The following is a 13,769-nucleotide window of genomic DNA, read 5'->3' as shown; positions in this document are numbered from 1 at the left end:
TGCGGCCTTTTCTGCTTCTGTCATGATCTGCCTTTCCTTCCAGGTCTTTGGATCGCATCGACGGCCCGGCTGGCGGTGTCGAGTTGCGAGGGCATATAGACCTCGGCCAGCTGCGGATTGACGGCCGAGCTGTTGCCCAGCACATCGCCGGTATCGTCCTTGGTCGATCCGCCCGAGCGGGACAGGATCCCGAAGGTCCGGCGCAGGTCGCGGAATTGCAGCCCGGCCAGCCCGCGCAACCGGCCGGCCCGGTCGGCCTGCACGGCCGCATCGCGCACGGCGACCCAGCGGCGGATGAACAGTTCCTCGGTATAGTCACCGCCGGTCTTTTCGTCGCGCAGCAGCCGGCGGTCGGCCGGCGCGCCCTTGATCAGCGCGCGGACACGCGGCGCGACCTCATCATGCAGCCACATGGCGCCGGCGTTGCGGCGCTTGGATCGCGTGAAAGCCCATTGCACCCGGGCGCGGCTTTGCCCGCCAGCGCGGGTGATGCGGTCCTGAAACGCGCCGCAGGTCGCCATGTAGACATCAGTTTCCCGCTGTCCCTGGAACAGCGATAGCATGACGGCCGTGCCGATCGAGGGCTGGCCGATGCGATCTGCGGCGGCAATGAGGGCATCGATCTCGGGCCAGGTGGCGGCGCGGGCGCGGCCCTTGGGCGTTTTCATCTTGAGCGGAAAGCAGGGATTTGACCCTTCGGGGCGCCAACCAATCAGTTCGGCGTGGCTCATGACCCGCGACATGGCGCGCAATAGCGCGACCGACATGTGTTCGCCCTTGATCCGATAGAGGGTCTGATACCAGGCGTGCATCACCGGCTTGGTGAATTCGCGCACCTGATGGTTGCCCCATTTCTCGATGATCTGGCGGAACAGGGCGTTATAGCTTTGCCGGGTCTTTTCGGTGATGTCGTCGGTCCAGCTAACGGACCGGGGAAAATCCTCGATCAGGGCCTCGATGGTGCGGCTGGATCCGCGCGGCGTTTCGCGGCGGCCGGCGCGCTGCGCACGATCCAGTTCGGCGTTCAGCCTGTCCGCCTGACGGCGCGACCAGGTCAGGCGGGTTTCGTCCAGTTCGACCGCCGCAAAGCCCAGGGCCCGCGCCGCAGCCGAGGGTTCCCACCAGATGCGGGTGGTGCCGTCCGCGCGCCGGCGTTCGCGCAGGCCCGCCGGCGGATCGGGGATGAGGCGGTCGGATTTCATGGTCAACCTATTCGATTATGGCCCAGGTTTTTGCCGCCTCGACTACGGCATCGTGATCCAGCGCAGCGCGCATATGCTGCGCATTTCCTGGGCGCTGGCGATGCGCGCCGCGTGCTGCGTGCTGCGTGCTGCGGGAAATACGCCAGTCACCGATCTGCTTTCCCCCGCAGTGATCCAGGCGAACCCGTTCCTGCGCAGCATGCGGGTCGACGATTTTCGCGCCTGGACAGTGCGCAAGACCAACGGCGGCAAGGGCGGCGGCGTCGCAGACACCCCGGCCACGGCGGCGGGCGGGACGGAATACCCGGCCCCGCGCCGCGCCGACTGGTTCAGCGAGGTGTCCACGCCCGCCGGCATGTCGGTGGACGTGCGTTATCGCGTCGTGGACCTGTCCGAGCTGCATCGCGCCAGCGGCGATCTGCAACCCCGGGACCGCACGCGCGCGGCAAGCGACGAACAGATCGCCGGCATTGCCCGAAATCTGGACCCAAACCGCCTGATGCCATCACCGGAAAGCACCGGCGGCGCCCCGATCATCGGCGCGGACATGATGGTGGAAAGCGGCAACGGCCGCATCGCTGCCTTGAACCGCGCCGCCGAGGAACACCCCGAACGATATCAGGCCTATATTCGTGCGATCGAGGATGCGGGTTTCGAGGTCCCGGATGGGGTCAACCGCCCGGCACTGGTCGCGGAACGCATCACCGATTTGGACATCGAGGGCCGCCGCCGCTTCGTTCGCGAAAGCAACACGTCATCCATCGGGCGGATGAGCGCAACAGAACAGGCAGGCGTTGACGCGGATTACCTGACCCAGAACGCATTCGACGGCTATCGCCCGGGACGCGGGCTGAACAGCCCCGACAATACCGATTTCGTGCGTCGTGTCTTTGCGGCGATGCCGCAGGCCGAGCGGGCCGCGCTGATGACCGCCGACGGCCGGCTGAACATCGACGGGCTGCGCCAGCTGCGTCAGGCGCTGTTTGCCCGTGCATTCGACGCCCGGGACCTGTTGAACTTGCTGGCCGAGACCGAAAGCCCGGCCGTCGAAAACCTGCTGCGCATGCTTGAGGATCTGGCGCCGGACTGGGCCGCGTTCCGCGCCGCCGTCGAGGCCGGCTATATCCGGCCGGAATTCGACATCACCGATCAGCTGATGGATGCCGTGCGGATGATCGCGCGCGCGCGGATCGAGCCGCGCGAAGGGCAGAGCGTTATCGGTGTGCTGCGCGATAAGCTCGCGCAGAGCGATATGTTCGCCGCGCGCGACGACGACCTGACCGATGCCATCATTGGCGTGTTCTACAGGGGCGAGCGCGCCCGCGGCCCCGACGCCTTGGCCGAGATTCTGACGCGCTACATGTCCGAGGCCGAAATCGCCGGCCGCGCCGATATCGGCGATCTGTTCGCGGGTGATGCGCGGCTGACCCCGACCACGGCCCTGCGTGAGGCAGTCAAGGCACAAGACGCCCGCGCACCCATGCCCACGAGGGCCGAGGCTGTCACAGAGCGCGCACAAGGGGTTTCTGACAGCCAGGTCGAAATCCGGGCCTTGGAATGGCGCGGATACCGCAGATGGCGCCCAGAGCGCCGGCCTGACGCGCGCAACAGACACGGAACGGCGAGAACTGCGCGATCCGCCCGAAACCGGGCCGTTCGGCCCGGTCTTGCGGCAGTTCGAAGGCAAGCCCGAGGAAGCCATCGCCGAGCTGCGCCGGCTGCAATCGGGCGATGCGATCGGTGCCTTGCATCATCCAGATATCGGCTCGGTAGATCTGGTCTGGGGGGACGCGGGCACCGGACCACGCGACGGCCATGGCCTCGCCAAGATCGAACGGCGCCACCCCGAGGTCGTGCCCGATCTGCAAAAGCGGCTGGCTGCGGCAACCACCGTCTTGCAGGACGGGCCGAACCGTATTCGTCTGACCAATGGTCAGGAAATTTTCGTGGTCAGGAAAGACATTGACGGAACCCGCAAGACCTGGCTGCTGACCGGTTACGAGGCGCGGACGGAAAAATCAAAGCAGCGGATCGCTGGTGGTAGTACGGGGAGCACCGACGGATTGCCGGATGGCTCGTCCCCATCCGCACCGCTGCACCCTGAAGATAGCCTGCACGGCCCGGATTTTCAAGAGAATGTCGCGCTGCCCGAAGAGGCGGAAATCGCCGAGGCCATCGCCCATGCCCGCGCCATGCTGGCCGAGGATCCCGACCTGACGTTGCGCATGGGCGATGGCGACGATGCGCGCGAAGCCAGCCTGTCCGACCTGCTTGATGACATGGATCGGGACGATGCTCGGATGCGCGGTCTTACCAGCTGCAACCTGAAAGGATCCCCGAAATGAACTTTGGCGATTGCCTGCAAGCGGCGGTCGCCGCCGGCGAGCTGGACCCGGAACGCGCCAAACTGGCGCGCGCCGATTGGGAAGATCTGGCGAAACGCTATGAGGCCCGCGGCATGTCAGCCGCCGATGCGCGCCAGCAGGCCGCCGACGATCTGGTCGAGCGGATGAAGTATGCCACCGCAAAGCGCCGGCACGTCACCGTGCGTCAGCTGATGACCATGCAGCGCAATCAGGCCCGTTACACCCGCGCCGCGAGCGAGGATCCCGACCTGATCCTGAAGGACGTCGAGGCCGCGCATAGCGAGGCGAAGGCCATCTTCAAGCAAGCCACGGGCGGCATGCAGGAGCTCCTGGCCGATCACAGCGAGGATATCACCGGCCGCGTCAGGCCACACGATCCATCTCGGCCTGGTCTATGCGGCGCCGTTAGATGTGGTCGAGCGGCTGCGGCTGCAAGCCTGGATGACCGGCGACTATGCGTGACGTGACCTGTCAGGATCGCGCCGCAATACGGCACCCCTAACAGGCCCCCGCGAAAAATTTCTCGTCCGGAAGCTGGCGCGCCGCAACATTACGGTGCGCTTCCTTCGCAGGGCGCCCCTGCCAAACGCGCAAGGGGGCCGGCATCGACGAGTGGGCTTGGCGCCGGGATTTGCTATACTCTGCCGCGAAGGTCAGGCAGGGAACGACAGATGCTTCAGTCACCAGAGGAAAAGAAGCGTGCGATCACGCGCCTGCGCCGGATCAGGGGACAGGCAGAGGCGCTGGAACGGGCGATCGAGGCCGGCACCGGCTGCGCCGGGCTGCTTCAACAGATCGTCGCGATGCGCGGGGCCACCAATGGGCTGATGGCGCAGGTGATGGAAAGCTATCTGCGCGACACCTATGGCCGCGACCGGCAGCATTCGCCCGATGAAAGCGCCCGCGATATCGACGAAACGATGAATATCCTGCGCACCTATTTCAAATGACGTCTGGCCTGCCTGTGCCGAAAAGGTGCGGGGGCAGCACCAGCTTTTCCCATTTCACTCTGTGAAATCCGGGCCCTTTAAGGCGCCCGACAGAGCGGCCTCCGGGATGATGGCAAGGTGCGGCTCGCTATCAGGAAAGCAGGCCGTGCCAGAACGCGGGGCGGCCCGATCACCGACCAAGGAAGATCATGAACCGCATCAAAGGTCATGCCCCGGCGCGCCTGTCCGGCCATAGTGCAAACCTTTCGAGCTAAGATTTCCGTTTTATACCAAACTCTTAAATAATTCCCAGCATTAAGGATGCATGGTCTGTGCCAAGCCGATCTTGACATCGCGACGGCCACCTCCGATATACTCCCCTCTAGTATATAGAAGATCGTGACCCCCGGGCATTGGCGTCAAGCCAGCCGCAGCGCCGGATCCGTCTTAACCACCGTCGAAAGACGGCGGACAATGCCAAAGAATCACGACCGAGCAAACCTTTCCAAAGGGTCATTCATATGACTGCTATTCCCGTTTCACAGATCGCGGCGGATGATCGCGATATGCAGAAACCTTCCGGCTGCGTCAGCGTCCGCGGCGCGCGGGAAAACAATCTCAGGAATGTCGATATCGACATTCCGCGCGATGCCTTTGTGGTGTTCACCGGCATTTCCGGCTCGGGCAAGTCGTCGCTGGCTTTCGGCACGCTTTATGCCGAGGCGCAGCGCCGCTATCTGGAATCGGTCGCCCCCTATGCCCGGCGCCTGATCCATCAGGCCGGCGTGCCCGAGGTCGACGCCATTGATGGCCTGCCCCCGGCCGTCGCCTTGCAACAGCAGCGCGGGCCCGCGACCGCCCGGTCCTCGGTCGGCAGTCTGACAACCCTGTCCAGCCTTGTGCGCATGCTCTATTCGCGGGTCGGCGAATATCCTGCCGGGCAGCCCATGCTCTATGCCGAGGATTTTTCGCCCAATACCGTCGCCGGGGCCTGCCCTGCCTGCCATGGCATCGGGCGGGTTTACGACGCCACCGAACAGACCATGGTGCCCGACCCCTCGCTGACCATCCGCGAGCGGGCCATCGCCTCATGGCCGCCGGCCTGGCATGGCCAGAACCTGCGCGATATTCTGGTATCGCTTGGCTATGACGTCGACACGCCCTGGCGCGACCTGCCACAGAAAGACCGCGACTGGATCCTGTTTACCGATGAGACGCCGACTGCCCCCGTCTATCCGGGCCTGACGCCCGAACAGACGCGCATCGCGGTGAAACGACGGCTGGAGCCGGGCTATCAGGGCACCTTTACCGGCGCCCGGCGCTATCTGCTCGAAACATTGGCGAATACCGCCAGCGCCTTGATGAAAAAGCGCGTGTCGCAATATATCATCGCCAGCGATTGCCCCGCCTGTCACGGCAAGCGCCTTAAACGCGAGGCGCTGTCGGTCACGTTTTCGGGCCTCGATATCGCGGAATTTGGCGATCTGTCGCTGTTGAAACTGCGCGATCTGTTGCGGCCCGTCGCCGCGGGCGAAATCGACGCCGGGACGACGGGCGACAGTCTTGATCACAGCGCCCGCGAAGCGGCCACCGCACGGCGCGTCGCGGCAGGGGGTTCGGCGCATAAATCCTCGCCCGATATCAGACGGACCCCCAATCTTTCCGATGAAAAGCGGCTGGCGGCGCAACGGCTCGCGGCCGAGCTGCTGGACCGGCTGACCCCGCTGATCGATCTTGGGCTTGGTTATCTGGCGCTGGACCGGGGCACGCTGACGCTGTCATCGGGCGAGTTGCAGCGGCTGCGGCTGGCGACCCAGCTTTCCTCGCAGCTTTTTGGCGTGGTCTATGTGCTGGACGAGCCCTCGGCCGGCCTTCACCCGGCGGATGGCGAGGCATTGCTGGCCATTCTCAAGCGGCTCCGGGCGTCGGGAAATTCGCTTTTCGTTGTCGAGCACGACCTTGACCTGATCCGTCAGGCCGACTGGCTGGTCGATGTCGGACCGGGGGCGGGATCGAACGGCGGCCAGATCATCTATAACGGCCCCATCGCCGGGCTTGCCGGGGCCAATGCCTCTGTGACGCGCCGCTATCTTTTCGACGCGGCGCCTTTGGGTCAAAGAGCCGCGCGACACCCGGAAAGCTGGTTACAGCTGCAAGGGGTCACGCGGAACAATCTGCGCGGTCTGGACGTGGCGTTCCCCATTGGCTGCCTTACCGCCGTGACCGGGATTTCCGGCTCGGGCAAGTCGAGCCTCGTTGCCCAGGCCCTGCCCGATCTTGTCGGCACCCGACTGGGCCGTCCGCTTGCCGCGCCCGAACCGGACGAGGCCGACCCGCTGCTGGAAGAGCGTCCCGATATCACCATGGGCCATATCGCCGGCGGCATGGATCAGATCCGGCGCATCGTACAGGTCGATCAGAAGCCGATCGGTCGCACGCCGCGCTCGAACCTCGCCACCTATACCGGCCTATTTGACAATGTGCGCCGGCTCTTTGCCGCGACACCGATGGCACGCAGCCGCCGCTATGGGGCCGGCCGCTTTTCGTTCAACGTTGCCCAGGGCCGTTGCCCGACCTGCGAGGGCGAAGGCTTCATGATGGTCGAGCTGCTGTTCCTGCCCAGTGTCTATGCCCCCTGTTCCACCTGTCACGGCAGCCGCTATAACGATCAGACGCTGGAGGTCGAATGGCAGGGGCGCAATATCGCGCAGGTGCTGGACATGACGGTCGACGAAGCCTGCTCTTTCTTTGCCGGCGAGCCGTCGATCCTGCGCCCGTTGACCGTTCTGCGTGAAATCGGCCTTGGCTATCTGCGCCTTGGACAACCCGCCACCGAACTGTCGGGCGGCGAGGCCCAGCGCATCAAGCTGGCGACCGAATTGCAACGCACGGGTCGCGGCAGCACGCTTTATGTTCTCGACGAGCCGACCTCGGGCCTGCACCCCGCCGATGCCGACCGCCTGATGCTACAGCTTCAGAGCCTTGCAGATGCGGGCAATACGGTGGTGGTGGTCGAACATGACATGCGCGTCGTCGCCCAGGCGGATTGGGTGATCGACCTTGGACCCGGTGCGGGCGAGGATGGCGGCCGGATCGTCGCCGCGGGCAGGCCCGCCGAGGTTGCGGAAAATCCCCACAGCCTTACCGCGACCTATCTGAAAGCCGCGCTTTAGATCCTGCGCGGATCCCGTGTCCGACTTGCGCCGGGCGGCGGGGCGGTCAATGGCCGGTTCCCGGAACCCCTGTCCATTGCCGCCCCACCGCCCTATCCGCACCCCAAACATGGCCTTATTCGCGCCCCGGACCGGGACGCGGCTCGGTCCCACCTAGCCCAGCATCGCGCGCAGATCGTCGCCCAGGGCCTCCATGCCCTGATCGCCCTCGTGATATTTCACGACCACGCCATCACGCCCGACGATGACCGAGGTCGGCCAATAGCGCACCTCATAGGCCAGCCAGGTCGCATAGCTGTTGTCCTGGGCCACGGGATAGCTGATGCCGTGACGCCCGACCGCGCGCTGCAACTGGTCCAGATCGCGCTCAAAGGGGAATTCGGGGGTATGCACCCCGACGATCACAAGGCCCTTGGGCGAAAGCTCGTCATGCCACGCCGTCAGATAGGGCAAGGTGGCGACACAGTTCGAACAGCCAAAGGTCCAGAAATCGACCAGCACCAGCTTGTCGCGCAGCCCGGCCATGGTCAGTTCGGGCGAGTTGATCCAGTTGGCAAGCCCGGTGAATTCGGGGGCCGGATCGCCCCGCCCCGCCCGCGCCGGGCGGATCAGGGCCGGGATCGCACAGCCCGCCGCCGCAGTTGCCAGGAAATTCCGTCGCGACAGCAATGGCATGGCCAAGCCTCCTTTTTGGGTTACAGACCGACACGGCCCTCGGGGTAGAATTGCGAAATCCGGGCAATGAGCAGCGAATCGTAACCCGACGCGATCAGCACCGCCGTCCCCAGCACCAGAACGCCACAGACACGTTGCAAGACCACCGTATGGCGCGACAGCGCCCGGACGCGGCGCGTCACCATCTGTCCGCCATAGGCGATGATCAGCATCGGCACCCCAGCCCCCACGGAATAGGCCAGAAGCAGCGCCAGCTTGTTGCCCCAGTCGGGACTGGTGGCCACAAAGATCAGGATCGAGGCCAGCACCGGCCCCGCGCAGGGCGCCCAGACCAGCCCAAGGCTTGCCCCCAGCGCCAGCGCCGCCACCGCGCCGCCGCCCGAACCTGCGCCCTGTTCGGGCAACAGGCGGGTCAGGCGGGACATGGCGGCCTCGAACGGATGGGGCCACAAAAGCGCGATCCCCATCAGCGCGATGGCCGCCGCCGCGATCAGCCGCAGGTCATAGGCGCTTAGCCCGACCAGGCTGGTCACCGCGCTAAAGACCAGTGAGACCAGCGAAAAGCTGATGACAAAGCCCAGCACGATCCAGACCGGCCGAAGCGCCGAGCGCTGGCCGATCGAGGCGCCCAGAAGAATGGGCAGCATCGGCAGGATACAGGGCGCCGCGATGGTCAAAAGACCCGCGAGAAAAGCAAATCCAAGATCGACTGGCATATTCGCCATTCCTCCGTGACCAATGCCCGTGACCGACGCCCCTGAGTGATGCCCGGGGCCGCTTACATCGGCGGCTTGAGGCCGTTGGTTTCGGCGATCACGCGGTCGGCCGAAAGACTGCCATCATCGGCCAGCATGGCGACGATAAAGACGTCCGCGCCCTCTTGCAGCAGGGTCGCGTCGCCGGGACCGAAGGCCACCACCGGAACGGTTTCGGGCACATCCATCGTCACGGTCTTGTCGCCGTAATTCATGGTGATCTGCTGATTGCCGGTCGATGCGGCCACGCCGCTGATACGGGCATTGGTCATCACGCTGTCGGGGGCGGCATCCCAGGGACGCTGGCCTTCGTTCTTGCCGGCCAGCGCGGCCGGCAGGATCGACACCTGAAGCGCGGTCAGACCGCCGGTCTGATTGGGAACCGCCGTGGTCGACACCGCATCGCCCACCTGAATGTCCCCCGCCTTGCGCGGCAGGATGCTGACGATCTGAAGGTTCTCGGGGGTGACGATGTCCAGCGCCTTGCCGTCACGCGCAACCACCTTCAGCGCGCCGGGGGCATAGCTTTGCACCTCGCCGCGGATCGGCACGGGGCGCGGATCGGCAAGTCCAGGCAGGGCCATGGCAAAGGACAGAATGGCCGTGGTCATAAGCGTTCTCATCTTGCGTCCTTTCTTGGGGTCATGGGGCAGAATCACCCCCTTATGAATGGCAACGTTATATATTGCGTTGCTATCTATCTAGTATGTGAAGTTTCAGAAAGTCGTGAACGGTCGTCACGGCTTGCGGGCGGGCGAGGTTCCGCCGACGGGCGTGATCGCGGCCTTAGGCGGCCGCGACCTCTGCATGCAGACCAAGCGAGGAAACCACGCCCTGCACTTGCGACAGGCAGGTGCGATCGCCGGTACGGATCAGCAATTTGCCATCCGGGGTCTGATCCAGTTCCAGATCGGGTTGCAGCCCCTGTTCCTGCAACGCCATGCGGATCGCGGCGGCCGCCGCCTGACGGCGCAGCGCGACACGCGACAGCTTGCCCACCACGGTCAGCGGCAGGGCCGGGGTCACGAAGATATGCGCCGGCCGGGCATGGGGTTCGGCAAGATGCGCGCGCAGATGCCGCTCAAGCTCGTCGGGGCGCACGGTCTTGCCGGCGCGGGGCACCACATAAAGCGCCGGCACCTCGCCGGCATAGCGGTCGGGCATGGCGATGGCGGCGGATTCGGCCACGCCGGGGAAGCGGTTCGCGGCGGTCTCGATCACCGAGGGGTCGATATTGTTGCCCGAGCGGATGATGATGTCATTGCCGCGCCCCGAAATCGTCACCGCCCCCAAGGCCGAGATATGGCCCACATCGCCGGTTTCCAGCCAGCCGTCGGGCAGAAAGCTGGCGCCGGTTTCGACCGCACCCAGATAGCCGCCAAAGAGCTGTTGCCCCTTGACGCAGATGATGCCGGTGACATCGGGCTCGTCGGTCAGCTCACCCCCGTCCAGCGGCCGCACACAGGCCTTGATGCCCGGCGCAAGGCGGCCGGCCGTGCCATATTCGGGCACGGTCTCATAGCGGACGGTGGCGATTAGGCCGGCGGTTTCGGTCATGCCATAGATGGTATGAACAGGCAGGCCGAACTGACGCTCGAACGCGGCGGCGGCGGCGGCGGGCATCGGCGCGCCCCCGGTCGCGCAGAACCGCACCGTGCTGATATCGGCGCCGTTCAACGGCACGTCCAGCAACGCCACGAGCGAGCTGGGGATACCGCCGATGATGGTCGGCCGAGTCGCCTCGATGATCTGCCAGTGCCGCGCCAGAACGGCCGGATTGCGCAATCCGGCCTCGGTCAAAAGCAGCACCTCGCCGCCACGGCACAGGGGGCCGAGCGACAACAGGTTCGCCCCCGCGACGTGAAAGAATGGCAGCGCGTTCACGATCCGCGTCTCGTCATCCATGTGCCAGGCCTCGGCGATGCCTTCGGCGGCGGCCAGCAGGTTGGCGTGGCTCAGCGGAACCACCTTGGAGGTGCCGGTGGTGGCGGCGGTGTGAAACAGCGCCGCGACATCATCGGGTCCGGGCACACGCCCCAACAGCCGGTCGCCCGGCTGGCCGGCGATCAGCGCCCGCAGCGAATGCTCGCCCTGCCCCACCCGGCCGGTCGAGATGACGCCGCGCAGGCTGGGCACGCGCGGCAGCGCCGCCATCAGCTTGTCATGCGTGTCCAGCCCCGGGCGCGCGCCGGGCGTGACCACCAGATCCGCCCCGACCGCGTTCATGCAATCGGCGATGCCATCGGCATCCAGAAGCCAGTTCACCGGATGCGCCGCGCCCGCCACCTCGGCCGCCAAAAGCGCGACCAGCCCGTCGATGGTCGACGGCGCAAGGATCGTCACCACCGGGGCGTCATGGCCGGCCAGCGCGCGGAACGCATTGGCCAGTGCGGTGACACGGGCCTGCAATTCGGCATGGGTGATGAAATCCGGTTGCGCATCGGCGAAATCCAGTTCCGCCAGATCCAGATAACGAATGGCGCGCCCTTTTGGATTGGGCACACCCCGAAGTGCATCAAGCACGTTGTCAGCCATTGTCGATCCCCGTTTCGGTCAGCGCGCCATAAGTGATGTTACGGAACGCAAAGCGCAAATGATTACGCTGGCTGGGCGCGGCTGCCATCAAGATTGCGGCAAGATTTTCACGCCGGTCAACCGTGAAGGTGGTGCCGCTGACCCCTGACCAGTTGGCATCGCCCGCGCTGCCTTCGACAAAGGCCTCGCCCTCGGCGCGGCGCACCGCAAAGCCAAGACCGAACCCATAGCCGGGGCCGGTAAAGGGCGCCGTGCTGCCCGCAAGCCCGGCGGTATGATCGCTGAGCATCAGCCGCAGCGAGGCCGGCGACAGCACGCGCCGCCCCTCATGCGCGCCATCGTTCAGAACCATCCGGCAAAAGCGCATGTAATCCGCCGCCGTCGACACCAAGCCGCCGCCCCCGCTGAGATAGCCCTGTCCGCGCGGCTTTTCGACCCGCATCCAGCCCTCGATCACCGGCTTCATCGGATCGGTATCGGGCACCTGCGCCAGCCGGGCCAGATCGGCATCGCCGACCGCAAAGCCGGTCTGATCCATGCCCAGCGGGTCCAGAATGCGTTCGCGCAGCACCGCGTCCAGCCGCTGGCCCGCGACGCGTTCCAGAATGAACCCCAAAAGATCGATGCCGATGCTGTATTCGAACCGCGTCCCCGGCTCAAAGGCCAGGGGGATCTGCGCCAGCCGGCGCAGCATCTCGTCGGCGGGCATATCGGCCTGAATCTGTTCGATCCCGGCCTTGCCATACGCCTCGCGCAGGGCGGGATCGGCGGCGCCGAACATGCTATAGGTAAAGCCGCCGGTATGGCGCAAAAGGTCATAGACCAGTGGCTGACGGGCCGGGACCGTGACCTGTCCGTCGGGCCCGGCCAGCTTCAGATCGGCCAGTTCCGGCAGATAGGTCGCAATCGGCGCGTCCAGCGTGATGCGCCCTTCCTCGACAAAGCCCATGATCGCGGCGCTGACCACCGGCTTGGTCATCGAGGCGATGCGAAACAGATCGCCCGTCTCGGCCGCCCGCGTGGCGGCGGCATCGCTATGGCCGTAAGCCGCGTCCAGCACGGTTTCGCCATCCTTTTCGATCCGCAGGACACCCCCGGTCAGGCTGCCTGCCGCGATCTCGCGGCGCATGAATTCGGCCATGCGGGCGCTCAGGACGTCGCGGTCCAGCACATCCTCGGCGCGCAAGGGCAGCGCCGGCAGCGCCCCCAGCACCAGCCCCGCCCCGGCCATGCGCAACAGCCCGCGCCGCGACGGATCGGCCAGCCGCGCGGCCGGAACAGAGGGAACAAGACAGGTCATTGCAGATTTCTCCATTTCGCGCCGTCGCGGATGATGCGGCCGCTGCGTTCAAGCTGGCAAAGCTGCGCCTCAAGCGTGCGCAGCGCGACCGAGCGCGTCTCGGGGCCAAGGCTGGCGTAAAGGCTGCCGACGATGTCATCGGTGCCGGCGGGACGTTCGGCGATCAGGGCGCGGATCTCGCGTTCGCGGTCATCGGCGCGGGACATCAGGAACTCGACGAAACGGCGGGTATTGCGCACCTGCGGGCCATGGCCGGGCAGAAACAGCCGCGACCGGACCCCGGCCAGCCGCGCCAGACTGTCGCGATAGGCCCCGGCGCAACCTTCCGGCGCCAGCACCGATGTCGGCGACCAGCCCAGAACATGGTCGCCGGTAAAGATCGTCTCGTTCAGCCGGAAACACAGATGATCGGGCGCATGGCCGGGCGTGGCGATCACCTCGAGCCCGGCGACCACCTCGCCATCCGCAAGCTGGCGCGCCACCGCATGGCCCAGAGGCTGCGCCCCCACGGCCCGCGCCGAGGCGACGGGCGCGCCCGTGCGCCGGACCAGCCCGGCGACACCCGCCGCATGGTCGCGGTGATCATGGGTCAACAGGATCATCGCCACCGCCCCGCCGGCCGTCCCGGCCAGCAGGTCCAGATGCGCCGCATCGTCGGGGCCGGGGTCGATGACCACCGCCCCCTGATCGGTCGCGACCACATAGCTGTTGGTGCCGTGATAGGTCATGGCGCCGGCATTCGGCGCCACCACCCGCTGGATCCGCGCATCGATGCGGATGGGACGGTCCCGCACCGGTTCGGGTTCAAGCGTGAACATGTTCATCACCTGCCCC

The 13,769-nt window shown here is 66.0% G+C and carries 12 protein-coding genes; 5 read left to right on the top strand and 7 right to left on the bottom strand.

Going from position 1 to position 13,769, the window contains the following annotated elements; translation table 11 throughout:
• Window positions 1–20: 20 nt before the first annotated feature.
• Window positions 21–1,202, bottom strand: a complete 1,182-nt coding sequence (locus ACFOMH_RS08270; protein ID WP_377743839.1) for a hypothetical protein — start codon at window positions 1,200–1,202, stop codon at window positions 21–23.
• Here ACFOMH_RS08270 and ACFOMH_RS08265 point away from each other — a divergent pair.
• From ACFOMH_RS08265 to ACFOMH_RS08245, 5 genes are all read left to right on the top strand, one after another.
• Window positions 1,201–3,168: a hypothetical protein gene (locus ACFOMH_RS08265; protein WP_377743837.1), complete on the top strand. Its 1,968-nt coding sequence runs from the start codon at window positions 1,201–1,203 to the stop codon at window positions 3,166–3,168. The genes ACFOMH_RS08270 and ACFOMH_RS08265 overlap by 2 nt on opposite strands.
• Window positions 3,149–3,547 carry a hypothetical protein gene (locus tag ACFOMH_RS08260; protein WP_374425004.1) on the top strand — a complete coding sequence of 133 codons (399 nt, stop codon included), beginning with the start codon at window positions 3,149–3,151 and terminating at the stop codon, window positions 3,545–3,547. Before ACFOMH_RS08265 ends, ACFOMH_RS08260 begins: the two co-directional genes overlap by 20 nt.
• The gene (locus tag ACFOMH_RS08255; RefSeq protein ID WP_377743836.1) at window positions 3,544–4,035 is read left to right on the top strand and encodes a hypothetical protein; all 492 of its coding nucleotides are present in this window, start codon (window positions 3,544–3,546) and stop codon (window positions 4,033–4,035) included. The genes ACFOMH_RS08260 and ACFOMH_RS08255 overlap by 4 nt, the downstream gene beginning before the upstream one ends.
• A 204-nt stretch (window positions 4,036–4,239) precedes the next feature.
• On the top strand, window positions 4,240–4,518 hold the full coding sequence (locus tag ACFOMH_RS08250) for a metal/formaldehyde-sensitive transcriptional repressor (protein ID WP_374425000.1): 279 nt from the start codon (window positions 4,240–4,242) through the stop codon (window positions 4,516–4,518).
• A gap of 545 nt (window positions 4,519–5,063) precedes the next feature.
• A complete protein-coding gene (locus ACFOMH_RS08245) occupies window positions 5,064–7,670 on the top strand; it encodes an excinuclease ABC subunit A (RefSeq protein WP_377743834.1) in 2,607 nt (868 codons plus the stop codon).
• A 153-nt stretch (window positions 7,671–7,823) separates the two neighbouring features.
• Here the strand turns inward: ACFOMH_RS08245 and ACFOMH_RS08240 are convergent, their stop codons facing one another.
• From ACFOMH_RS08240 to ACFOMH_RS08215, 6 genes are all read right to left on the bottom strand, one after another.
• The gene (locus ACFOMH_RS08240; RefSeq protein WP_377743833.1) at window positions 7,824–8,345 is read right to left on the bottom strand and encodes a redoxin family protein; all 522 of its coding nucleotides are present in this window, start codon (window positions 8,343–8,345) and stop codon (window positions 7,824–7,826) included.
• Window positions 8,346–8,365: 20 nt separating this feature from the next.
• Entirely contained in the window at window positions 8,366–9,061 is a 696-nt protein-coding gene (locus tag ACFOMH_RS08235) for a cytochrome c biogenesis CcdA family protein (RefSeq protein ID WP_377743832.1), read from the bottom strand.
• A gap of 62 nt (window positions 9,062–9,123) precedes the next feature.
• Window positions 9,124–9,723: a hypothetical protein gene (locus ACFOMH_RS08230; protein WP_377743831.1), complete on the bottom strand. Its 600-nt coding sequence runs from the start codon at window positions 9,721–9,723 to the stop codon at window positions 9,124–9,126.
• A 163-nt stretch (window positions 9,724–9,886) separates the two neighbouring features.
• Window positions 9,887–11,635 (bottom strand): AMP-binding protein, encoded by a 1,749-nt coding sequence (locus ACFOMH_RS08225; RefSeq protein WP_377743829.1) that lies wholly within the window; start codon window positions 11,633–11,635, stop codon window positions 9,887–9,889.
• A complete protein-coding gene (locus ACFOMH_RS08220; protein WP_377743827.1) occupies window positions 11,628–12,935 on the bottom strand; it encodes a serine hydrolase domain-containing protein in 1,308 nt (435 codons plus the stop codon). The genes ACFOMH_RS08225 and ACFOMH_RS08220 overlap by 8 nt, the downstream gene beginning before the upstream one ends.
• Complete coding sequence (locus ACFOMH_RS08215; protein ID WP_377743825.1) at window positions 12,932–13,759, bottom strand: MBL fold metallo-hydrolase; 828 nt, start codon at window positions 13,757–13,759, stop codon at window positions 12,932–12,934. The genes ACFOMH_RS08220 and ACFOMH_RS08215 overlap by 4 nt, the downstream gene beginning before the upstream one ends.
• Window positions 13,760–13,769: the final 10 nt, after the last annotated feature.

Origin of the sequence: Paracoccus mangrovi, assembly GCF_042648425.1 — a bacterium.
GTDB classification, from domain to species: domain Bacteria; phylum Pseudomonadota; class Alphaproteobacteria; order Rhodobacterales; family Rhodobacteraceae; genus Paracoccus; species Paracoccus mangrovi.
The sequence above is the reverse complement of the archived record's forward strand: the minus strand, read 5'-3'. Positions and strand labels throughout refer to the sequence as shown.

Coding starts and splice junctions, on each gene's coding strand:
- ACFOMH_RS08265 (WP_377743837.1), top strand. CDS start 1,201: ATGGTCAACCTATTCGATTATGGCCCAGGTTTTTGCCGCCTCGACTAC.
- ACFOMH_RS08270 (WP_377743839.1), bottom strand. CDS start 1,202: ATGAAATCCGACCGCCTCATCCCCGATCCGCCGGCGGGCCTGCGCGAA.
- ACFOMH_RS08255 (WP_377743836.1), top strand. CDS start 3,544: ATGAACTTTGGCGATTGCCTGCAAGCGGCGGTCGCCGCCGGCGAGCTG.
- ACFOMH_RS08250 (WP_374425000.1), top strand. CDS start 4,240: ATGCTTCAGTCACCAGAGGAAAAGAAGCGTGCGATCACGCGCCTGCGC.
- ACFOMH_RS08245 (WP_377743834.1), top strand. CDS start 5,064: ATGCAGAAACCTTCCGGCTGCGTCAGCGTCCGCGGCGCGCGGGAAAAC.
- ACFOMH_RS08240 (WP_377743833.1), bottom strand. CDS start 8,345: ATGCCATTGCTGTCGCGACGGAATTTCCTGGCAACTGCGGCGGCGGGC.
- ACFOMH_RS08235 (WP_377743832.1), bottom strand. CDS start 9,061: ATGCCAGTCGATCTTGGATTTGCTTTTCTCGCGGGTCTTTTGACCATC.
- ACFOMH_RS08230 (WP_377743831.1), bottom strand. CDS start 9,723: ATGAGAACGCTTATGACCACGGCCATTCTGTCCTTTGCCATGGCCCTG.
- ACFOMH_RS08225 (WP_377743829.1), bottom strand. CDS start 11,635: ATGGCTGACAACGTGCTTGATGCACTTCGGGGTGTGCCCAATCCAAAA.
- ACFOMH_RS08220 (WP_377743827.1), bottom strand. CDS start 12,935: ATGACCTGTCTTGTTCCCTCTGTTCCGGCCGCGCGGCTGGCCGATCCG.
- ACFOMH_RS08215 (WP_377743825.1), bottom strand. CDS start 13,759: ATGAACATGTTCACGCTTGAACCCGAACCGGTGCGGGACCGTCCCATC.